General features: G+C 49.3%; 17 protein-coding genes and 1 pseudogene. 7 read left to right on the top strand and 11 right to left on the bottom strand.

Translation table 11 applies throughout. The features are described 5' to 3' along the window. The first annotated feature begins 53 nt into the window (after positions 1-53). Positions 54-1037 (top strand): NAD-dependent epimerase/dehydratase family protein, encoded by a 984-nt coding sequence (locus AB182_RS11125; protein WP_047370139.1) that lies wholly within the window; start codon positions 54-56, stop codon positions 1035-1037. 266 nt (positions 1038-1303) lie between these two features. Here AB182_RS11125 and AB182_RS11130 read toward each other — a convergent pair whose 3' ends face one another. From AB182_RS11130 to AB182_RS11165, 7 genes are all read right to left on the bottom strand, one after another. Further along, a complete protein-coding gene (locus tag AB182_RS11130) occupies positions 1304-2842 on the bottom strand; it encodes a methyl-accepting chemotaxis protein (RefSeq protein ID WP_047370140.1) in 1539 nt (512 codons plus the stop codon). A 747-nt stretch (positions 2843-3589) separates the two neighbouring features. Further along, positions 3590-4828: a cytosine deaminase gene (gene codA / locus AB182_RS11140; protein ID WP_047370142.1), complete on the bottom strand. Its 1239-nt coding sequence runs from the start codon at positions 4826-4828 to the stop codon at positions 3590-3592. Then, a complete protein-coding gene (locus AB182_RS11145; RefSeq protein WP_047370143.1) occupies positions 4825-6060 on the bottom strand; it encodes a PucR family transcriptional regulator in 1236 nt (411 codons plus the stop codon). Before AB182_RS11145 ends, codA begins: the two co-directional genes overlap by 4 nt. Positions 6061-6062: 2 nt before the next feature. Then, complete coding sequence (gene codB, locus AB182_RS11150) at positions 6063-7325, bottom strand: cytosine permease (protein ID WP_047370144.1); 1263 nt, start codon at positions 7323-7325, stop codon at positions 6063-6065. Positions 7326-7632: 307 nt separating this feature from the next. Beyond that, positions 7633-8115 (bottom strand): glutathione peroxidase, encoded by a 483-nt coding sequence (locus AB182_RS11155; protein WP_047370145.1) that lies wholly within the window; start codon positions 8113-8115, stop codon positions 7633-7635. 91 nt (positions 8116-8206) lie between these two features. After that, complete coding sequence (locus AB182_RS11160) at positions 8207-8593, bottom strand: VOC family protein (protein WP_047370146.1); 387 nt, start codon at positions 8591-8593, stop codon at positions 8207-8209. 255 nt (positions 8594-8848) lie between these two features. Continuing rightward, a complete protein-coding gene (locus tag AB182_RS11165; RefSeq protein WP_047370147.1) occupies positions 8849-9385 on the bottom strand; it encodes a dihydrofolate reductase family protein in 537 nt (178 codons plus the stop codon). Positions 9386-9858: 473 nt separating this feature from the next. On the opposite strand from AB182_RS11165, the gene AB182_RS11170 reads away from it, so the two are divergent. Next, positions 9859-10440: a GNAT family N-acetyltransferase gene (locus tag AB182_RS11170; RefSeq protein ID WP_047370148.1), complete on the top strand. Its 582-nt coding sequence runs from the start codon at positions 9859-9861 to the stop codon at positions 10438-10440. Positions 10441-10888: 448 nt separating this feature from the next. After that, positions 10889-11569, top strand: coding sequence for a DJ-1/PfpI family protein (locus tag AB182_RS11175; RefSeq protein ID WP_047370149.1), 681 nt, complete (start codon positions 10889-10891; stop codon positions 11567-11569). Between the two features lie 109 nt (positions 11570-11678). Here the strand turns inward: AB182_RS11175 and AB182_RS11180 are convergent, their stop codons facing one another. Beyond that, complete coding sequence (locus tag AB182_RS11180) at positions 11679-12350, bottom strand: DUF4019 domain-containing protein (RefSeq protein ID WP_047370150.1); 672 nt, start codon at positions 12348-12350, stop codon at positions 11679-11681. A 295-nt stretch (positions 12351-12645) separates the two neighbouring features. Here AB182_RS11180 and AB182_RS11185 point away from each other — a divergent pair, with 295 nt between their 5' ends. Continuing rightward, positions 12646-13275, top strand: coding sequence for a hypothetical protein (locus tag AB182_RS11185; RefSeq protein WP_139153697.1), 630 nt, complete (start codon positions 12646-12648; stop codon positions 13273-13275). Between the two features lie 512 nt (positions 13276-13787). Here AB182_RS11185 and AB182_RS11190 read toward each other — a convergent pair. The 3 genes from AB182_RS11190 to AB182_RS11200 all read right to left on the bottom strand — a co-directional run bounded on the left by AB182_RS11190 (position 13788) and on the right by AB182_RS11200 (position 16040). Then, complete coding sequence (locus tag AB182_RS11190; RefSeq protein WP_047370152.1) at positions 13788-14264, bottom strand: nuclear transport factor 2 family protein; 477 nt, start codon at positions 14262-14264, stop codon at positions 13788-13790. A 64-nt stretch (positions 14265-14328) separates the two neighbouring features. Beyond that, a complete protein-coding gene (locus AB182_RS11195) occupies positions 14329-14895 on the bottom strand; it encodes a TetR/AcrR family transcriptional regulator (RefSeq protein ID WP_047370153.1) in 567 nt (188 codons plus the stop codon). Positions 14896-15464: 569 nt separating this feature from the next. Continuing rightward, entirely contained in the window at positions 15465-16040 is a 576-nt protein-coding gene (locus AB182_RS11200; RefSeq protein ID WP_047370154.1) for a CGNR zinc finger domain-containing protein, read from the bottom strand. Between the two features lie 91 nt (positions 16041-16131). On the opposite strand from AB182_RS11200, the gene AB182_RS11205 reads away from it, so the two are divergent. The 3 genes and pseudogenes from AB182_RS11205 (at position 16132) to wcaA (ending at position 18559) form a co-directional block, all read left to right on the top strand. After that, the gene (locus tag AB182_RS11205; RefSeq protein WP_047370155.1) at positions 16132-17046 is read left to right on the top strand and encodes an alpha/beta fold hydrolase; all 915 of its coding nucleotides are present in this window, start codon (positions 16132-16134) and stop codon (positions 17044-17046) included. 307 nt (positions 17047-17353) lie between these two features. Further along, positions 17354-17602: pseudogene (locus AB182_RS32990) on the top strand (pentapeptide repeat-containing protein); the annotation flags it as partial. Between the two features lie 132 nt (positions 17603-17734). Continuing rightward, positions 17735-18559 carry a colanic acid biosynthesis glycosyltransferase WcaA gene (gene wcaA, locus AB182_RS11210; RefSeq protein ID WP_047373261.1) on the top strand — a complete coding sequence of 275 codons (825 nt, stop codon included), beginning with the start codon at positions 17735-17737 and terminating at the stop codon, positions 18557-18559. Positions 18560-18750: the final 191 nt, after the last annotated feature.

Here is an 18750-nt window from a genome sequence, read left to right on the forward strand (position 1 = left end):
TTAGCCCGCGCGGGCTTTACGATGTCAAGCAGACATCCAGCAAAGGCAAGAAAATGAAAAGTAAAAACACGGTACTCATACTGGGCGCAACGGGTGGAATCGGCGGTGAAATCGCCCATAAACTCATCCGCGAAAAATGGGACGTTCGTGCGTTGCGCCGCAATACGCCACAGAATGAAGAGCATGGGGATATAACGTGGATAAACGGTGATGCGCTGAATGCTGAGCAGGTCGCGGCTGCCGCGTCAGGCTGTAGCGTGATTGTTCATGCTGTTAATCCGCCGGGTTATCGAAACTGGGAACAACTGGTTTTGCCCATGTTACAGAACACTATCAATGCCGCAGAGCGAAATGACGCACTGATCGTTCTCCCGGGCACTGTTTATAACTACGGCCCGGATGCTTTCCCACTCTTGCGGGAAAATTCCCCTCAAAATCCTGTTACCCGAAAAGGGGCAATACGGGTGCAAATGGAGAAGGCACTGTTCGACTGGGCGCAGCGTGGCGGTAAGGTGCTGATTCTGCGGGCCGGTGACTTCTTTGGCCCTCAGGCAGGCAACAACTGGTTTTCGCAGGGGTTGATCAAACCGGGGGAGCGCCCGCGGATAATTAAAAACCCAGGCAAAGCCGGGACAGGCCATCAGTGGGCCTATCTGCCGGATGTCGCCGAAACGCTGGTTGCGCTGTTAGCGCGTCGGGAGCAACTTGACCCTTTTGCCTGTTTTCATATGCGAGGACACTGGGATGAAGATGGTACGGCGATGACCGGAGCCATACAGCGTGTCGCACAACGTGCGGGTGTTAACGCAAAAGTAAAATCTTTCCCCTGGTGGCTCATCACGGCGATGGCGCCTTTCAACGCCACTCTGCATGAAATGCTGGAGATGCGCTATTTGTGGGAACAGGCAATCCAGATGGACAATGCCAAACTGATCGACTTTTTAGGCCACGAACCGCATACCCCGCTTATTGAGGCTGTGCAGAACACTTTAATCGGTCAGGGCTGCATTAACGAGGCGTTATTGCCGCATTCGTGAGCGGTGTAGGGGGGGATATCGAGTGTCGCTTCTGGCGCGCAGCGGCAAAGTCAGGCATAGAGAGGTCCGCTGCGAGCGAACAGCGAAAGTTCGTAATTTATCCCATAGTTGATGGTGCGTTAATAGATGGAGATCAGTTCAGTTTCGTGGCGAAATGTATGGTTCCCGAAGCATGACCGGGCCACGCTTCAGGTTATGCCCGGGACTGACCGGCGAACCGGAAGAGCCGATTGCGCACCCGGTTCGCCGGTCTGATAACCGGTGTTTCAAACCTGGAAGATTTCCACCATTCCCCGAAGCGCGCGAGCCTGCTCTGACAGAGACTGTGAAGCTGTCGAAGATTCTTCAACCAGTGCGGCGTTATTCTGCGTGACTCCATCCATCTGGTTCACCGCAATGCTGACCTGCGAAATTCCCTGCATCTGCTCTGATGAGGCATGAGAAATGTTGTCCATGGCCTCCGCGAGCTCGCCTACCATGCCGACGATTTTAAGGATGCTCTGACCTGTACCTGCAGCCACTTCCACACCACTTTCCACCTGCTCAACAGCCTGCTCAATGAGTTGCTTAATATCCCGTGCGGCGTTAGCACTACGCTGGGCAAGCGTTCTGACTTCGCCAGCCACCACAGCAAACCCACGCCCCTCTTCACCGGCACGGGCGGCTTCCACCGCAGCGTTGAGGGCAAGAATGTTCGTCTGGAAGGCAATACTCTCGATGACGGCGGTGATATCCCTTACCTTTGCCGCGCTCTGTGAGATGGCGTTCATGGTTTCCGACATACGATGCATGTTTGCTTCACCGGTGCGCGCAAGAGAAGCCGTTTCGCGGGCTGACTCTGCAGTTTGCTGCGCGCCTGTTGTATTGCTTTTCACCGTGGCGGTGAGTTGCTCCATGCTGGCGGCCGTTTCCTGCAGGGCGGCGGCCTGCTGTTCCGTGCGGGAGGACAGCTCTGTATTACCCTGTGCAATTTCATCGGCTGCCATTGCTACGGATGCGGCTGAATCTTTAATCTGCGACACCAGTCCGCGCAGATTCGCTTGCATACTATCAAGCGACGCCATGAGACTGGCTGTGTCATTATGGCGAAGGATCACCGGAGTCGTCAGATCCCCGGCGGCAATTCGCGACACAACCTCAGCCGCATAACGCGGTTCTCCGCCCAGTGTTTTCAGCGTGCTACGGTTAATCAGATAAACCAGTATCAAGAGTAGAATGCTGATAGCGAGAAATTGGGCGATATTCTGGTAAAGAGAATTGAGAAACACTTCGTGGATATCATCAACGTAAAGACCCGTCGTAATAATCCATCCCCAGGGAGACCACGGAATGTTGTAGGCAATTTTGGGTTTCGGAACGGTGTCTCCCGGCCGCGGAAAATCATAGGCGGTAAAACCATCATGGCCATCCTTCGTCAGTGTGACCATATCTCTGTAAATATATACGCCATTCGCATCGGCCACATCCGGCCCTTTGCCAATTAACGCGGCATTGATGGGATGCATAATGACCTGCGCCTGGTTATTCAGAATAGTAAAATACCCTGTGTCGCCATAGCGTAAGTCTTTAATGATCAGGATTGCACGTTGTTGTGCTTCCTCTTTTGATATCAGTCCCTTATCAACAAGTGTAGCCTGCGTTTTCACCACGCTGAGGGCTAACTGGGAAACATACATTAATTCCTTTTTTCGTAGCGCCAGCTGGTCATCTTTAATTTTTACTGAGCCAAAGAATAATGACCCGGCAAGGCTTAACAGTGCGACAGCAAGTGGAAGCCACAGTTTATGCGCAAAGGATAATTTCATAACATTTTAGCCTGTTGTTGTTGTATAGGCAGGTATTGCGCAAGCCTTTCGATATCAGGCCACGCTTAATCTCTTTATCGGCAAATGAAGAGAAAAAATTAATCGGTAAGGCGGAATTTCGTAGTTGTTCCATAGCAGATGGAGTTTTCTAGCGAAGCCGCGTAGTAATTAACAACGCGCAGGTCAGTTGCACCCGCTATTAATAGGGTGTTTTATGCCGGAACCGTTGGTGCCCAGATTTGAAAGGGACAACAAGCGCAACAGGGGAAATAATTCATTACTACTGTTGTACTGCCTTCGTCAGTGGGTGATGGGAACGGTAACGCGCGCGGAGGTGAGGCGTTTCATCCAGAATACGACAAGGATATACAGCGCAATATTTTTCCGAGCGCATTTACCCGCGACGGCGATGATTAATATACCGACAAAAAAGCAGGAACTCCCTCAGATACATTTTTTGGGTGGCTGAGCCATATCCTGCTGCTCCTGGCCCTTTTTGCAGTGATACTTCTTGCGCTTAATAAGGTTTACGCTTCGCTGTTGCGCGATAACAGGCATATAAAAGATCGGGCCGTGGCGAAAAGGGCTACCCGAATGGTCAGGTTGTCAGGCGCAAAAAGCGATGGATGACGCATTAGCAGGGCGACAGTTTGCCGTTTGTCCGCACGCTGATGAAAATCTGCGGCTGTGGGTTAAAAAATAGGTTATTGAGCCCGACAGGTTTACCGGTCGGGCATGTTTCACGTATCAGACCGGATAGCAAATCTCTTCCGGCTGGCGTTGCATAATGACGTTACCGTGACGAATAGAGGTCAGCACTTTCGCCTGGCGGCACACCGCATCGTAATCATTTTCCGCATCCAGAATCAGCAGGTTCGCCGGGCGTCCTTCGACAATGCCATAGTTGTCACCTAAGCACAGCGCACGGGCGCTATTATCGGTAATCAGGTCGAGGCAGCGTTGCAAATCTTCATATCCCAGCATATGGCAAATATGCAGCCCGGCGTCGAGGATGCGCATGATATTGCCGTTGCCCAGCGGATACCACGGATCCTGGATGGAGTCCTGAGCAAAGCAAACGTTGATACCGGCGCGGTCCAGTTCTGCAACTCGCGTCACGCCGCGGCGTTTCGGCCAGGTATCAAAGCGCCCCTGCAGGTGGATGCTTTCGGTCGGGCAGGAGATAAAGTTGATGCCCGACGCTTTGAGCAGGCGGAACAGCTTCGAACAGTAGGCGTTATCATAGGATCCCATCGCGCAGGTATGGCTGGCCGTGACCTGTGCGCCCATGCCTCGCACCCGGGCTTCTTCCGCGAGTACTTCCAGGAAGCGCGACTGCGGGTCGTCGATTTCATCGCAGTGCACATCCACCAGGCAGCCATGGCGCTGGGCCAGGTCCATCAGGAAACCCAGCGAACTGACGCCTTTATCGCGGGTGTTTTCGTAGTGCGGAATACCGCCCACCACGTCGGCACCCATCTCGATAGCGCGGGTCATCAGCTCACGTCCGCCGGGGAAGGATTCAATGCCCTCCTGTGGAAACGCGACAATTTGCAGGTCGATAAGATGGGCGGCCTCTTTTTTCACTGCCAGCATCGCCTCAAGCGCCGTCAGAGACGGATCGGTCACATCAATATGGGTGCGTACGTGCTGCACGCCGTTATCGCGCAGCATAGCGATGGTTTTCAACGCCCGCTGGCGCGTATCCTCAACCGTGACGCTCTCTTTACGCTGGCTCCAGCGACTGATGCCCTCAAAGAGTGTGCCGCTCATATTCCACTCCGGCTCGCCCGCCGTCAGGGTGGCGTCAAGATGGATATGCGGTTCGACGAACGGCGGGATAACCAGCTTTTGTTGTGCGTCGAGATCGCCTGTCCCGGCCACTGGCGTTGAGGTCTGCAAAGTGATGCTTTTAATCACAGCGCCATCTAATTCAATCGTATAAAGCGCTTCTTTATGGCGCAGACGCGCGTTGATAATTTTCATAAATGTTCCCGTAAATGGTTTTGTGACATACGCCAGATCGTTAAAGCGACCGAGGCGTTGAGATGAAATTGAGGATGGCTTATCGGATAGCTGGTCAGCTTTTCGATGCGCTGGATGCGTTGATGTAACGTGTTGCGGTGAATGCCAAGCCGCTCGGCGGCCCTGACCACGTTGCCGTTCTCCTGGAGCAAGGTTTCCAGCGTCTCCATTAACAGCCACGGACTTTTGCGATCGCGTTCTATCAGGCAACCGAGGGTGTCATGCATAAAATCGCTCAACAGTGCAGGGTCACCGATGGCAGAGAGGAGTTTGATAAAGCCGAGTTGTTGATAGTCGGTAATGCGCTGGGCCGGGCGCAGAGTATCGCTAAGATCCAGCGCCTGCCGCGCCTGCGACAGCGCGCGCTGATAATCCTGTAATTGCTGCACTCTCGCGGAAAGGCCACACAGTAGCGACAGCCTGTCATCACTTTCCGCCATCGCGAACAGCCAGTGCGCTAACCACGTTTTCTGCTGATAAAACTCACCGTCCTCATCCGGGAGCAGGAAGATAAACATATTGCTACGTTCTACCAGCGGATAGGGGTTGTCCTGCTGATTGAGTTGCTGCTGCAATCGCTGGCTTATGATACGGCGGGCCTGCTGTAACCAGACTTCGGCCTGCTCGGGCGGAAACTGGCGAAACAGGTTTTGTATCCCCTCAAGACGCAATGCCACTACCCGCAGGGGACGGGTAAAATCCAGTCGCTGGTGGAGGGCGCGTTGCTGCAGGATTTGCAGATCGGGAAAATCGCCCGTTAACAGCTGTAGCAGAATATCGCGTTGGGATTGCAGGGCATTTTCGCTGCGCACCAGCGCGGTACCGATGCGCTCGGTGACAATCACCATCTTGAGCAAATAGGGCTGTTCGATCAGCGGAATACCCAGTTCATCGGCCAGCGCGATCAGACGCGGCGGGATGGCCTGAATATACGCATCGCCGGTGAGAATAACCATTCCGGCTATCCCGCGCTGCTTGCCTTCCATCAACAAATGGACCAGGTTGTCTTCATCGCGGGGATGGTTGATTCCGGTGATAAATACCAGCTCCCCGCCCATAATCCATTCGGCGATATTTTCATTTTCCGCCACGTAGTACCAGCGAACCGCCAGCTGTAGACCCTGTTTACCCGCGCGCAGGCGCATGGCGGAGAGTTCCTCCAGGGCAAGGATTTCGCTGACCGTCAGGCTCATGACTACTGCTCCGCAATGGAATCAGCGGCGGGCTGGCGTTTGCCGAGGCGGGTCAGGGCGATATAGACCAGCGCGGAAACGCTAATGCCAACCAGCGGGGCGATCCACGGCGACAGGTAAGCCACCACCGCGCCCACTGCGTAGGCGCTAAGCCCCAGCCAGTTAAAGCGAGGTAAACGGGCAGCCTGCAGCAGCGGATAGCGGCCGCCGCGATAGAACCAGTAGTCGGCGAGGATAACGCCGCCGATGGGCGGGATAATGCTGCCCAGCAGCACGAGGAAAGGGATCAGCATTTCATACATACCACCAATCGCCAGCACAATACCGACGCCAGCGGCGACCACGGTCAAAGTACGGCGGCGCTCGCTGCGCAAAAGGTGGCAGGCAGCGGCTGAGACGTTATAAATCGTGGGGCCCTGAATGGTCAGCAGGTTGAGGCACAGCATTATTACCGCGGCGACGGAGAGCCCCTGCAGAATCAGCACTTCCACAATATCGGCCTGCTGATAGACGATGGCGCACCACGCTCCGGCAACAATCATCAGCCCGTTGCCGATGAGGAAGCTGCTCATGCTGGCGACGATAGCGGTGCGGCTGGAGTTGGCCAGCCGGGTCCAGTTCGTTGCCTGGGTCGCGCCGCTGGCGAAGGTACCGAACACCATGGTGATGGCCGCCGACCAGGTCATGGTTTCACCCGGTTCAATTTTGGTCATTGCCTGCCAGCCACCGGCGTGATGGGCGGCCAGATACATCGAAACCAACAGCAGAATAAACATCAGCGGCACCGACACGCGGGATAGCGCATCCAGCCCCTTGTAGCCCACCAGCGCGGTGACACAGAACAGGATCCCGAACAGGATCATCAGGGGGATGGTCATGCCAGCAGGCAGGGCGAGGATTTTCACCAGCGAAATGGCGACGGTCGCGGTACCCCAGGCATACCAGCCCAGCTCGGCGAAGCCGAGAATAAAATCGGCGAGTTTGCTGCCAATTTCCCCGAAGCAAAAACGACCCATCAGTACGGTATTAAGCCCGCTGCGGGCGGCTATCCAGCCGAGTGAGGCGGCGTAGAGGGCCAGCAGAAAGTTACCGATAACCGCAATCCACAACAGATTGACGATAGAAAAGGAGACGCCAAGTTTGCCGCCTGCGAACATTGTGCCGGTAAAAAAAGTAAAGCTGAACAGGACCATGGAGATCGAAAATACGCCCTTACGCCCGGAGGCTGGCGCTTCGATGAGCGGAAAATCATTGCTGTTTGACATAATTGAACCTCTGAGTGGCTATCTTAATGGCTATGCCAAAATAGCAAGAGGTATGCCAAAATTATTTGGGCAGTGGTAACACAACGAAGTGGGCACTTTGCACATAAAATCCCCTTAATCGACAGGTCATTGTCAGGAGAATGTGCATGGTGCAAATTTTCGCACCATAAAAGAGCATCGGCGAACGAACCTGCCTCGGTGTGCATCCACTCTTCACGTATATAGAGGCCCGACCCGGAAAGGGGGATATACCCGCATCAGAAGAGGGTAACGCGACAAACCCGCATCGTCCGAATGACCGAAACACTCAGTTTTCGAGCGCCGCAAGAAGCGCGGCTTCCATTTTCTCCGGTGGGGTGAAGGGCGCAAAACGTTTGAGCGGTTTACCGTCGCGTCCGATTAGGAACTTCGTGAAGTTCCACTTGATTCGCCCACCCAGCACGCCGGGTAATTCCTGTTTCAGATAACGAAACACCGGGTGCGCTGAGCTTCCGTTGACCTCAACTTTCGCGAACATCGGGAAACTCACACCATAATGAATGTGACAGGTCTGTGCGATATCCTCGGCGCTGCCGGGTTCCTGTTTACCGAATTGGTTACAGGGGAAACCCAATACCACCAGACCCTGGGCAGCGTATTTTTTGTAGAGCGCTTCAAGGCCGCCGTATTGTGGCGTGAAGCCGCAATGGCTGGCGGTATTCACGACCAGGACCACCTTACCCGCGTAGTCGGCCATTGAGATAAGCTGGCCGCCCAGGCTGGTGGCTGACAGTTGGTAAAAGGTAGTCATAGCGAAATCCTCAAAGCAGAACCAGTTCGATGTCGACATTGCCACGTAGCGCGTTACTGCCGGTTTGGGGCATGACAAGGGTTAATATCGGTTATCCCCACGCCTTATTTTGGATAACGACGCTGTACTTATCGGGATCAATAAACGTCTTTCCGTTGACATCCCAATAAGGATTAAAGGCACTGACCTCTTTAAAACCCGCCTCGGCCATCCTTATGCAGGTCCGTACCCACTCATCTTTTTGCGGATAATAGAGAACGAGCAAATCCTCTGCCGTCTGGGAAGGGGCTACCGGATGGTTCAGGCATACCGTCATCTCAATATGCCAGGGCAAGCCTTCACAGCCTAACATTATGCCGTTGAAACCATCGTGATCCGTGAACTCTGCAATTTTTTGCAGGCCCAATCCATGGCGGTACATCAGAAAAGATCTTTCCAGGTTTGTAACGGGCCTGGCAATGCGCATGTGAGTAAACATCCCGGATATTCCTTTTACTGTATCAAGGTTGCGAAATCTGGTCTGATTTTACATACGACTCTTTTTTTGATTTGTCGGTTAGGGCCATGCGTTTTTCTCACATTATGCACTTCCGCGCTGAGCGAAAACCGGACGTCATTTCCGCCTGGAGGAGAAAGGCACTTCAACCGTCAATTGCAGCGTTTCCTGTATCGTCCCTCATCAAGAAGCAGGGCAGGTATCAGGATGATAGCTGAACGCAGAAAAGCCAGAGGGTTATGACGTCAGCCGATAGTGGGACTGCACCAGACCCGACGGGAAGCTGCGGCTTGATAACAGCGTCAAATCGATATCATGGGGCAGCGATCCGAACAGCGGTATTCCCGAACCGAGCAGGACAGGAACAGTAGTGATAACGATATCGGCGACCAGACCTTCACGCAGGAATGACTGTATTACCTGCCCGCCATCGATATAGACGCGATGTGCATTCTGCGCAGCCAGGTCATCAATCACTTCCCTGGGCGTGCGGCGGGAGAACTGTACTTTGCCCTTTAGCGCCTCGGGCACGGGGGTGTCGGTGAGCTGTCGGGAGAGCACCAGCACGGGCCGATCATAAGGCCATTCGTCAAAGGTCAACACCTTCTCATAGCTCCCTCGACCCATCATGATCCAGTCTTTGTCCGCGATGAATGCGGCATAACCATGATCTTCTGTCGGGTCATCGCGCTGCAACAGCCAGTTGATATCGCCATCCTTACGGGCGATGTAACCATCAAGACTGGCTGCGATAAAAACGTGTGTGGTGACCATCAGGTGCTCCGTATTCAGGCTACATATATTCTGTTGAGTTTAGCGATGTTGGCAATATTGACATACTCCCTGTGGAAAAACCGCCGCATGAGATGAGCAAAGTCCCTTTTATGGATTAAGGCAAAAAATCGCGTGGCGTTGCATCCTGTATGGCGCAAAAAAACGCTATTTCGTTAATCAGGCGTTCACCATCAACATGTGTTTAACGTATAAACATGCCAGCCGGATTTTTATTCGATTGCTGGATGAGGTGGAATCCCGCGGGCAGAGGTTAACAGTGCCTGCTTCGGGCAACTGGAGTGCAAATGCGTCTCGCGCGCAGGGTTTAAATGCCAGAAAAGCGTGTCGAGTCTGACATTTTTTTATGACCAAAATACCCGTCATGGATATTGATTTTTGCTATAAGGTAAAGGTTGTGCTGCCGTTGCATGCCTATTCTCAATCATGATGTCAGGCCTTATGGAGTTTGTACTGTGAATGCGAAATTAATTGAACCTTTGATATCGGATTTATATTGTCTGGAGCCTTTGGTTAAGTCGCATGCGCCCGGTATGTATGCCGGATTGTCTATTGAAGGTGATTATAAATATATCCCCTCCAACCCGCCGACAAGCCTTGCTGAGTTGATAGCGCGCTATGAGCGAATTTCGCAGAGACATTCGCCAGATAAACGTGAAATATGGCTCAATTGGGTCATTATAAATCGTCAATCTGGTGCGTATCTGGGATATGTCCAGTCTACCCTTATGGTTAATGAGGGCTGGGCCTATATTGCTTATCATGTGTTTGCGACATATCAAAGAAAAGGGGTTGCAAAACAGTGTGTCAGCATGTTGATAGATTTTTTATTTAATCATTATAACTTATCTCATGTCGATGCATTGATTGACTCTCGCAATCTGGCTTCTATTCGTTTAATGGAGTCTTTGCAACTCAAAAAAATTAATGAGTTAAAAGATGCGGATTTTTTCAAAGGATCGACAAGCAATGAATGTCATTACAGAATTTTTAACAGTGAATGGTCGATAAAGGCATGCGGTGATGGCGCTGATTAATGGGGTAAAAAGAATATATCGTCATTGAGTAGGGAACGGGCAGTAAAGGGTGTTTTTTACATCCTTGTATGTTTAATGCAGAACCAGGAGGGACATCTGGGGCGGCAGGTCCGGTCTGCGGGCAACACGGTATATGGCGATGCTTTCAGTAGTCCGATCTAACCCTCAGATTAAAGTCTTCTACACATCGCTCATTGCACGCGGGAAACCCAAAAAGGCCGCGATAGCAGCCTGCATTAGAAAATTCGTAACGATACTGAATGCGATGTTCAGGCACCAAAAAGACTGGATATACAGCTAAACAGCTAATTTACGACTCTGGATGGATCCGTCGATGTGCATCCGGATTAGATCTGAAGGAGATAATGGCCTGCTCTGTGACAGGAGCGGAAATTCACCGCGTAGTTGCTCAAATGGTAGATTAAACAGTACCAATAACAGGCTAAAAATGCCGAGCATTTGTGCTATCGTCACTGCGTATTCATATATTTATCATGGACATCATAAGATCAAGAAAGTGATTTTATTCCTTTGCCAAGGATTAGAAGAGTATGAGGCTAGTGTATTCACAGACACCATCGGCTGGACAACAACATACGGATTAGAACCCATAGAATTAGTGACAGTTGGTCTACGTCAAAAAATTAAGTGTGCCTGGAATTTCACTATCGAACCAGCATATCAACTACATGAGATTGATGATGATAGCTTTGACGCCATTGCCATTCCTGGCGGGATGAGTCGGGCTGGTTTTTATGAGGATGCATATCATGAGCGGCTTCTAAATATTATTCGAAAATTTCACGCCAAAAACAAAATTATTGCTTCTGTTTGCGTTGGCGCTTTAGCAATAGCAAAGAGTGGCGCTCTTCAAGGAAGAACAGGCACAACTTATCATTTGAGCAGCAAGCGTCAAACGCAGATGCTAGAAATGGGCGTCAACGTTGTTCAGCGCCCCATTGTGGTGGACGGAAATATTATTACCTCCCAAAGTCCAGCAACTGCTATTAATGTTGCATTTACTTTAATAGAAAAACTGACATCCAGAGCTAATGTTGAACGAATAAAAGAAGGAATGGGATTTGAATCACCCTTTGTCGTTGAGTTAAAAAATCCATCAGGAACGTAGTCCTGCGTTGTTCGTTCAGAACGGGCCAAACAACTGCTTCGGTCTGCTTTGTGCCAAAAGCTGACGTCGTTAACATCAGTTTGTATTGAATAATTGGGAATAGGACAACTCATTTCTCATGATTGTCTTTTATGGATTGCACTGTATAACCAAAAGGATGCCATGTAGAGCTATCGCTTGCGAAGACTGTCGGAGTTTCATATATTTTACTGCCATCAGAAAACTCAGACAGATATGTAAACTGGAGAACATATCCACGGGGGCTGTATATCTTAGATGAATGAGTACCAAATTGAGTTGTTTTACTAGCTTTTCCGAAAGGGACTCTCACATTATTTGATAAAACAGTAAATTGATCTTTATCATACATAGCCTTAAATTCTGGATGCATGCTTTCATAAAGCTCTGCATATTGTCCATTGTTAACTTCGCTGAGCATTTTTTCTGCAACCTTCTGTGCATCAGCACTAGGAGGTGGTGGGGGGAATTTGAAAGGATCCTCGGATACAAGAACAGCCGGATTGAAAAAATAGACGATCACGAAAAAACCGGCTGCGCCTGCCGCTTTAATGGTTTTGTTCACGTTGACTTCCAGCGCACCTGGCAGCATAGCGCCAAATCCGCCTGCAATCATAGCAAGAACTAACCCGAATACCCGCCACTGCATTTCTGTTGGTTTAGGTATTGCAACAACAAGTATCAACATGATGATTACAAAAAAAACTGCAAAAGAAAATAGTAATGCTTTTTCTAATGAGAGTTTTGAATTTTTTCCAACCATAATTAACCTCAATCACTGAATTTCGAGGGCCGTGAAAAAATTTATTGCTTGAGAGATTTATAGCATAACCTTACTATAATTACCATCAACATACGAATGATTATGAACTAATGCATATTAGTCGTATTGTGTTAATCAATGTTTTGCATATCACCCATGTTTACTACATGAATTAGTTCTATCTGAGTGATAATGCTAAAAGAATATATATGAAAAAAACCTCAGTAATATATTAATTAAGGTATATTATTTTTAACAATGCTTTGTTATCTCATTTTTTATTGGCGAGGTTATCATGAACAGGCGCAGTTTTTTAAGCATGTTATTGTGTTTTACTGCCATGCAGTCTGCTAAATCAGCAGTGGTGCCACTTGGTCCTATGACTCCTCAGGGGCAACCAATGAGAGCTTATGTAGCACATCCAACCCGCGTTACTCAAAGTTGCCCATTTTGGTGTTGGGCTGCATCGATTGCTATGATCTTTGAGGCTCATGGACATCATATTGAACAAGCCGAAATTGTTAGGAAAAGTTTTAATTCAAATATCGCTATTTGCACTACAGGCAACACATCTACAATGGGTAATAATTTAAGCCAACCATGGTTGGACTCTCAGGGAGTTAGCTTTCAGTCTCAGATAGTAGCAGCATATGATATTTTTAATCATATTCTTGCAATAAATAATATGATTATAATTAACGAATTAGCCCACGACAGGCCTCTTTTATACGCCAATCGTAGCCACGCTATGGTTGTTGTTTCTGTCGATTATTTTATGACGCCAATTGGACCAGATGTTAGGGCTGTTGGCGTGCTTGATCCTTGGCCTGCTAGCCCGGCATATCACTTGCTAAACCCTCAAGAAATGGTTCCTGCGCATATGGGAGGGGACATGACTTTTTTGGCTGCGGTACAGACGACGTAAAGTGATTGATGGTGGGGATAAGCCAAAATTGGGATGTTTGCTACGGAGATCCTGACATGCTTGCCGTTGATTAATACACCACAATGTTAGGAATGTCTTCATCAGCAACGTGAGGGTATCTCTATGAAGAAGCATCAAAAACTGGGGGCAGTTCTCAGCAGGTTGGTATTTCGCTCAACATAAGATGCAACATCATTTTACCCCCTAATAAATCCGTCCGCTTCTCGCTCACAGCAGACATTCATCACCTGCAATCCCTTCACGTCTTTAAATACCCTTCCTGGTTGACATCAAACACAACGGCTCACCCATTCAGCGAATTTATCCTGAGGCTGCAGAATTGCCTGTAGACATTTTTCCTTTAAACCCGGCATTCCATGCCCGGATGACTAAAGCAGTATGTTCAGATGACGGAGACGGCTCCCGCTTCGAGGGCGACGTTATATCACCCCGATGAGCCAGGCATCCAGGCGGGCGTGCAGCCGGACGCCCGGACAAGTATGCCAGGAGCGTTACAGGCCCAGCTCAGATAAACCCGGATGATCATCCGGACGGCGTCCCAGAGGCCAGTGGAACTTGCGCTCACTTTCTTTAATCGGCATGTCATTGATACATGCGTAGCGGTGATGCATCAGCCCGTCTTCACCAAATTCCCAGTTTTCGTTCCCGTAAGAACGGAACCAGTTACCGGAATCATCGCGCCACTCATAGGCGTACCGGACAGCAATGCGGTCACCGTCAAAGGCCCACAGTTCCTTGATAAGGCGGTACTCCAGCTCTTTTTTCCACTTGCGCTCAAGGAAACCCCTGGCCTCTTCACGATTATTGGCAAACTCTGCGCGGTTACGCCATTTGGTGTCCAGAGAGTAAGCGAGCGACACTTTATCGGCATCACGGGTGTTCCAGCCATCTTCGGCAAGTCTTACTTTCTCAAGCGCTGACTCGCGGGTAAACGGCGGCAGTGGCGGACGGATTTGTGAATCGGACATGGTGGTGCCTCCAGGATAAGTGGATACTTCAGTGAGTGTTTCATCGTTGGAACACAGATCCTTGCTACGGGATCTGTTTCAGTAACAGCTGAGCGACATCTCTTGCATCATCGGCAGCGCTGTAATCGCCCATAACACGCGACATAGTGATGGCACCTTCAATCAGTATCAGTAGCTGCCGGGCCAGCGGTAACGGCTGCGCTGTATTCAGCTGGCCGGTAAGCTCAAGTACGTAGTCCAGCAGCTTCTCTTTGTGCATTCTGGCTATCTGACGAACCGGATCAGAAGCATCTCCGACTTCGCCTGCCGTGTTGATAAATGCGCATCCGCGATAGCCCTCCGATTCGAACCAGCCTTTCAGTACGGTGAACATATTCAGAATGCGATCCCGTGGTGTATCTGCTTTGTCACATTCGGTCCGGAACCATTCCATCCAGCGGATATCACGTGCATTCAGCGCTGCGGCAGCCACTTCGTCCTTGTTTGCGAAATGGTGATAAATACTTTTCCGGGCCACGCCTGAGGTTTTCACCAGAAGATCCATGCCGGTGGCATGAATACCGTTCTGGTAGATGAGTTCTTCAGCGGTCGCGAGAATCTTGTCTCGGGTGTTCGTTGTGTTTTTGTTCATAAAACAATGGTAGAACGATCGTTCTACTTTTTCAAGTGTGGGTTCATAATCTTTTTGACTTATCAGTGGAAAACCGCAGTAAAATACTTTTAAATCAATAAATTATTTTTTTTCATGGTCTGAAAGTTTCTACAAAATGTACTTTGCCGGAACGGAAAACCGATCTCCGACAGGGAATTTTGTGCAATCTGCGTGCAAAGGAAGGATGCGGCGACTCGCGAACAAGGCCGTTATTTTTGAGGGAAATAATTCATCAGTTCGGGAGGCAAGCTGTAACGGAAGGGCGGCCCGATAATGCCAGACTTTCTTTAACCGCTCGTTCCATCTGGCGTCTGTTAAGAATGAGACAGGTGCGTTCACCGGGTACAGTCAACCGGAACTCGTCAGTTAATGGCATACGAGATATCAGGTACCATCGCCCTTTTAAAAACAACCAGTTCATTTTATACCTCGAACGACCTGGGGTCAGTGTCGCCGGCCCACAGGTCCAGACGATTTCTGCGTTTTCCTGCGCTAAAGCAAACCAGAGGTGCGGTTAAACGCCCGACTCTTACAAGAGGCCAGAATCACTACATATTCTTCCTGTTTCGGAAGGCTGCCACTTTCATACGATTGCCGCATGTCGCCATGCTGCACCAGCGCCGGCGATGCGATTTACTTAAATCGTGAAAAAGTAAAATACAGTTATGGGCTTCACATTCACGCACGTATTCAAATTTGTCGTCAGCGATCAGTTTCACCAGTGCGTCAGCAACAGGCCAGAGAAGGCTGGCGGGGGTACGCGCGTCTGAATGAACTTCAACACGGTATCGCTGCGCCTCTTCATCCCATTGTAGCCTTGTTTCAGGATGCCCTTCTTCAAGGATCCGGTTAATCACCGTCAGATCCGCTGCAACGGACGCCATAGCCGCATGCACCACCTTTCTGGCGGCATCGCGGAGCTGGCGAGCCTCAGCCAATAATCCAGCAGGCGCTTGAGTACCTTTCGGGACAAGACCTGCTGTTTCCAGCCACGCTATGACGCTGAGATCGCTTGCGAAACAATCATATCGCTCATCACCTGTCCCGTATTCACTGTTGATGAAATCCAGCGCGAGGTTATCGGCCAGAAAGAGAGGTTGAGAAGAAAGCTGTTTAATATCCATCACTGACCGTAACTCATAAAATCATTTTGACAGGTTACCAGATTTGCCTGTAACCTTCAATTTCGCATTTTAACGGTTACATGGGAATTTTATGGTGTCTTCCACTTCCGCATTACCTGCGTCTGCCTCGTCGGCTACTCAGATTCATTACCGCTATAAACAGGCGGGCGATGTTAACGTTTTCTATCGCGAGGCCGGTGATAGCACGGCGCCGGTGTTACTTATGCTTCATGGCTTCGCAGGTTCATCGTTTATGTTTCGTGAGCTTTTTAGCCAACTGGCCGATCGTTATCATCTGATCGCACCAGATTTGCCGGCCTTTGGTTTTACCGGGGTTCCGGAGAAGGGTAGCTATGCATATACCTTTGACCAGCTAGCAGAAACCATTGACCGATTTACCGAGGAACTCAATCTAGACGCGTATGCGCTGATGGTCCACGATTACGGCGCGCCTGTCGGATGGCGACTGGCAGCAGCACACCCGGAGCGGGTGACTGCGATCATTTCTCAGAATGGCAATGCCTATGAAGAAGGGCTGGGTGAAGCCTGGGCGCCTATTCAGCGATACTGGCGCGAACCTACGCCGGAAAACCGCAAGGCACTGCAGGAATTCCCCACACCAGCTTCCATTAAATGGCAGTATCTCGAAGGGGTTACCGACCCGTCTCTGGTTTCGCCTGATGGTTATACGCTTGAAGGAATACAGGTATCCCGGCCGGGAAATGCGGAGATCCAACTGGACCTGTTGCTCGATTACGCCGCGAATGTGGATAAATATCCCACCTTTCAGCGTTATTTCCGTGAATACCAGCCACCACTGCTGGCCGTATGGGGGAAAAATGACCCGTTTTTCCTCGCGGAAGGCGCTAAAGCATGGAAACGTGATCTGCCGAAGGCAGAGATAAAGTTTTATGACACGGGCCACTTCGCTCTCGAAACGCATGCTACCGAGATAGGTATGGACATTCGTGATTTTCTTGATCGGCATGTCCGCACGTCAGGCTGACGCCCCTCCCGGCAGAGCGGCCTAATATCCTGCCGGGTTTTTTCTCTGGCCATGTTAATGCTCGATGGCGTCACTCAGGTTGTACCACATTGCAACGGAAATACTCCGGATGGTTTCACACTCTGTAATACAATTACACTGTTTTGAGGTTGTGTAATTTATTGATAGTAAATAATAAAATTAACCTTCATGCAGTTTGTTAATAAGGAAGTTCTGAAAAATAATTATAAATTGTAATATTTATACATGACTTAAAAATGGCTTGATATGCTGTCTCTCTCTGGGAACAGATAGACAGGAAAACATCATGCTTTTAAACGAAAAAGCTGCACCTTATGAAAAAGAATATAAGGTTAAGCAGCATGGCAATAAGAGCATTAAAAATATTTTTGTTAACGGCGACCATCGTTTTAAGAATTATGCGGGGTTAAATTTTAGAAGCGCTGATTTTACAGGTGAAGATCTGTCATTCAGCGATCTGAGAAATGCCGATTTTTCATATGCATGTTTACGAGGCGCCAATCTTAGCTATTGCTCTTTAAAAGGAGCCATCTTTGATTATGCTAATTGTTATGGCGTGAATTTTACGGAAAGCGATCCTGAAAATGCGAGTTTTTACAAAACGGTTTCAGAGTCAGAGACGTTATCGGATTCCGTCGTAAAACCCGACCTGCTGGTTTCAATTTATATGCCTACATGGAACAGAGAGGCGTTAGCAAAACGCGCAGTCGAATCAATTTTAAAGCAAGAATATACAAACTGGGAGTTAATTATCGTTGATGATTGCTCGCCAAATTATCTTAACCTTCAGGGGTTTATTGAAGGACTGGCGGACTCACGCATAAAATACATCAGGAATGATTATAACTCCGGCGCTTGTGCTGTGAGAAATCAAGCCATTAAGCTGGCGAAGGGTGAATTCATTACGGGCATTGATGATGACGATGAGTGGTTGCCAAATCGGTTAACGTCCTTTCTTAAGGATCAGCACAAACTCCATCAGCACGCGTTTTTGTATGCTGATGATTATATTTGTGATACATCAGGCTATCTTTCGCTGGAGAGCTTGAGGATTTATCCAAAACCAGATTATAACCAGCAATTATTTAATAAAAAGAACATTGTCGGCAATCAGGTCTTCACGTTAACATCGCGTTTGCAGACTATTCTTTTTGATACGCAGCTTGCTGCCGCGCAAGATTATGACGCTTTTTATCGACTTGCTGAGCAATATGGTGGACCTTTTAAAATAAAAATGGCCACTCAGATTCTTTATGTAAACCACGGTGAAGTGAGAATAACGGCTTCGCGGAAAAAATTTTCGGGTTATTTCTCTTTTTATAAGAAGCACAGCAGTAAGTTTGACAAGTCAAGCAAGAAGTATCAACTTTTTACCCTCTATTATATTCGCAAGAAACCAATGTCTTTTCGGGTTTTCAGGCGCTTATTGTGCTTGCGCAATGTTAAGCGCTACATGATGCTTCATACCGTATTTAAAGATAAGAAATTTTAAAACGTTACATGCTCACATTGTCGGGGTATGTTTGCAGGGTTTTAACGTTATTTAATTTGCGCAATTACGTCCGCTGGCATGAATCTGCACCGCGTCACGCACATACGTCCCGACACCTTACATAGTAGAGTGAAGCGTTACGTGTAGCTTATTGTGCACGCTTACCTTCCTGTACCCCTGTTCATCCCGAT

This window comes from Phytobacter ursingii, from assembly GCF_001022135.1.
Classification (GTDB): domain Bacteria; phylum Pseudomonadota; class Gammaproteobacteria; order Enterobacterales; family Enterobacteriaceae; genus Phytobacter; species Phytobacter ursingii.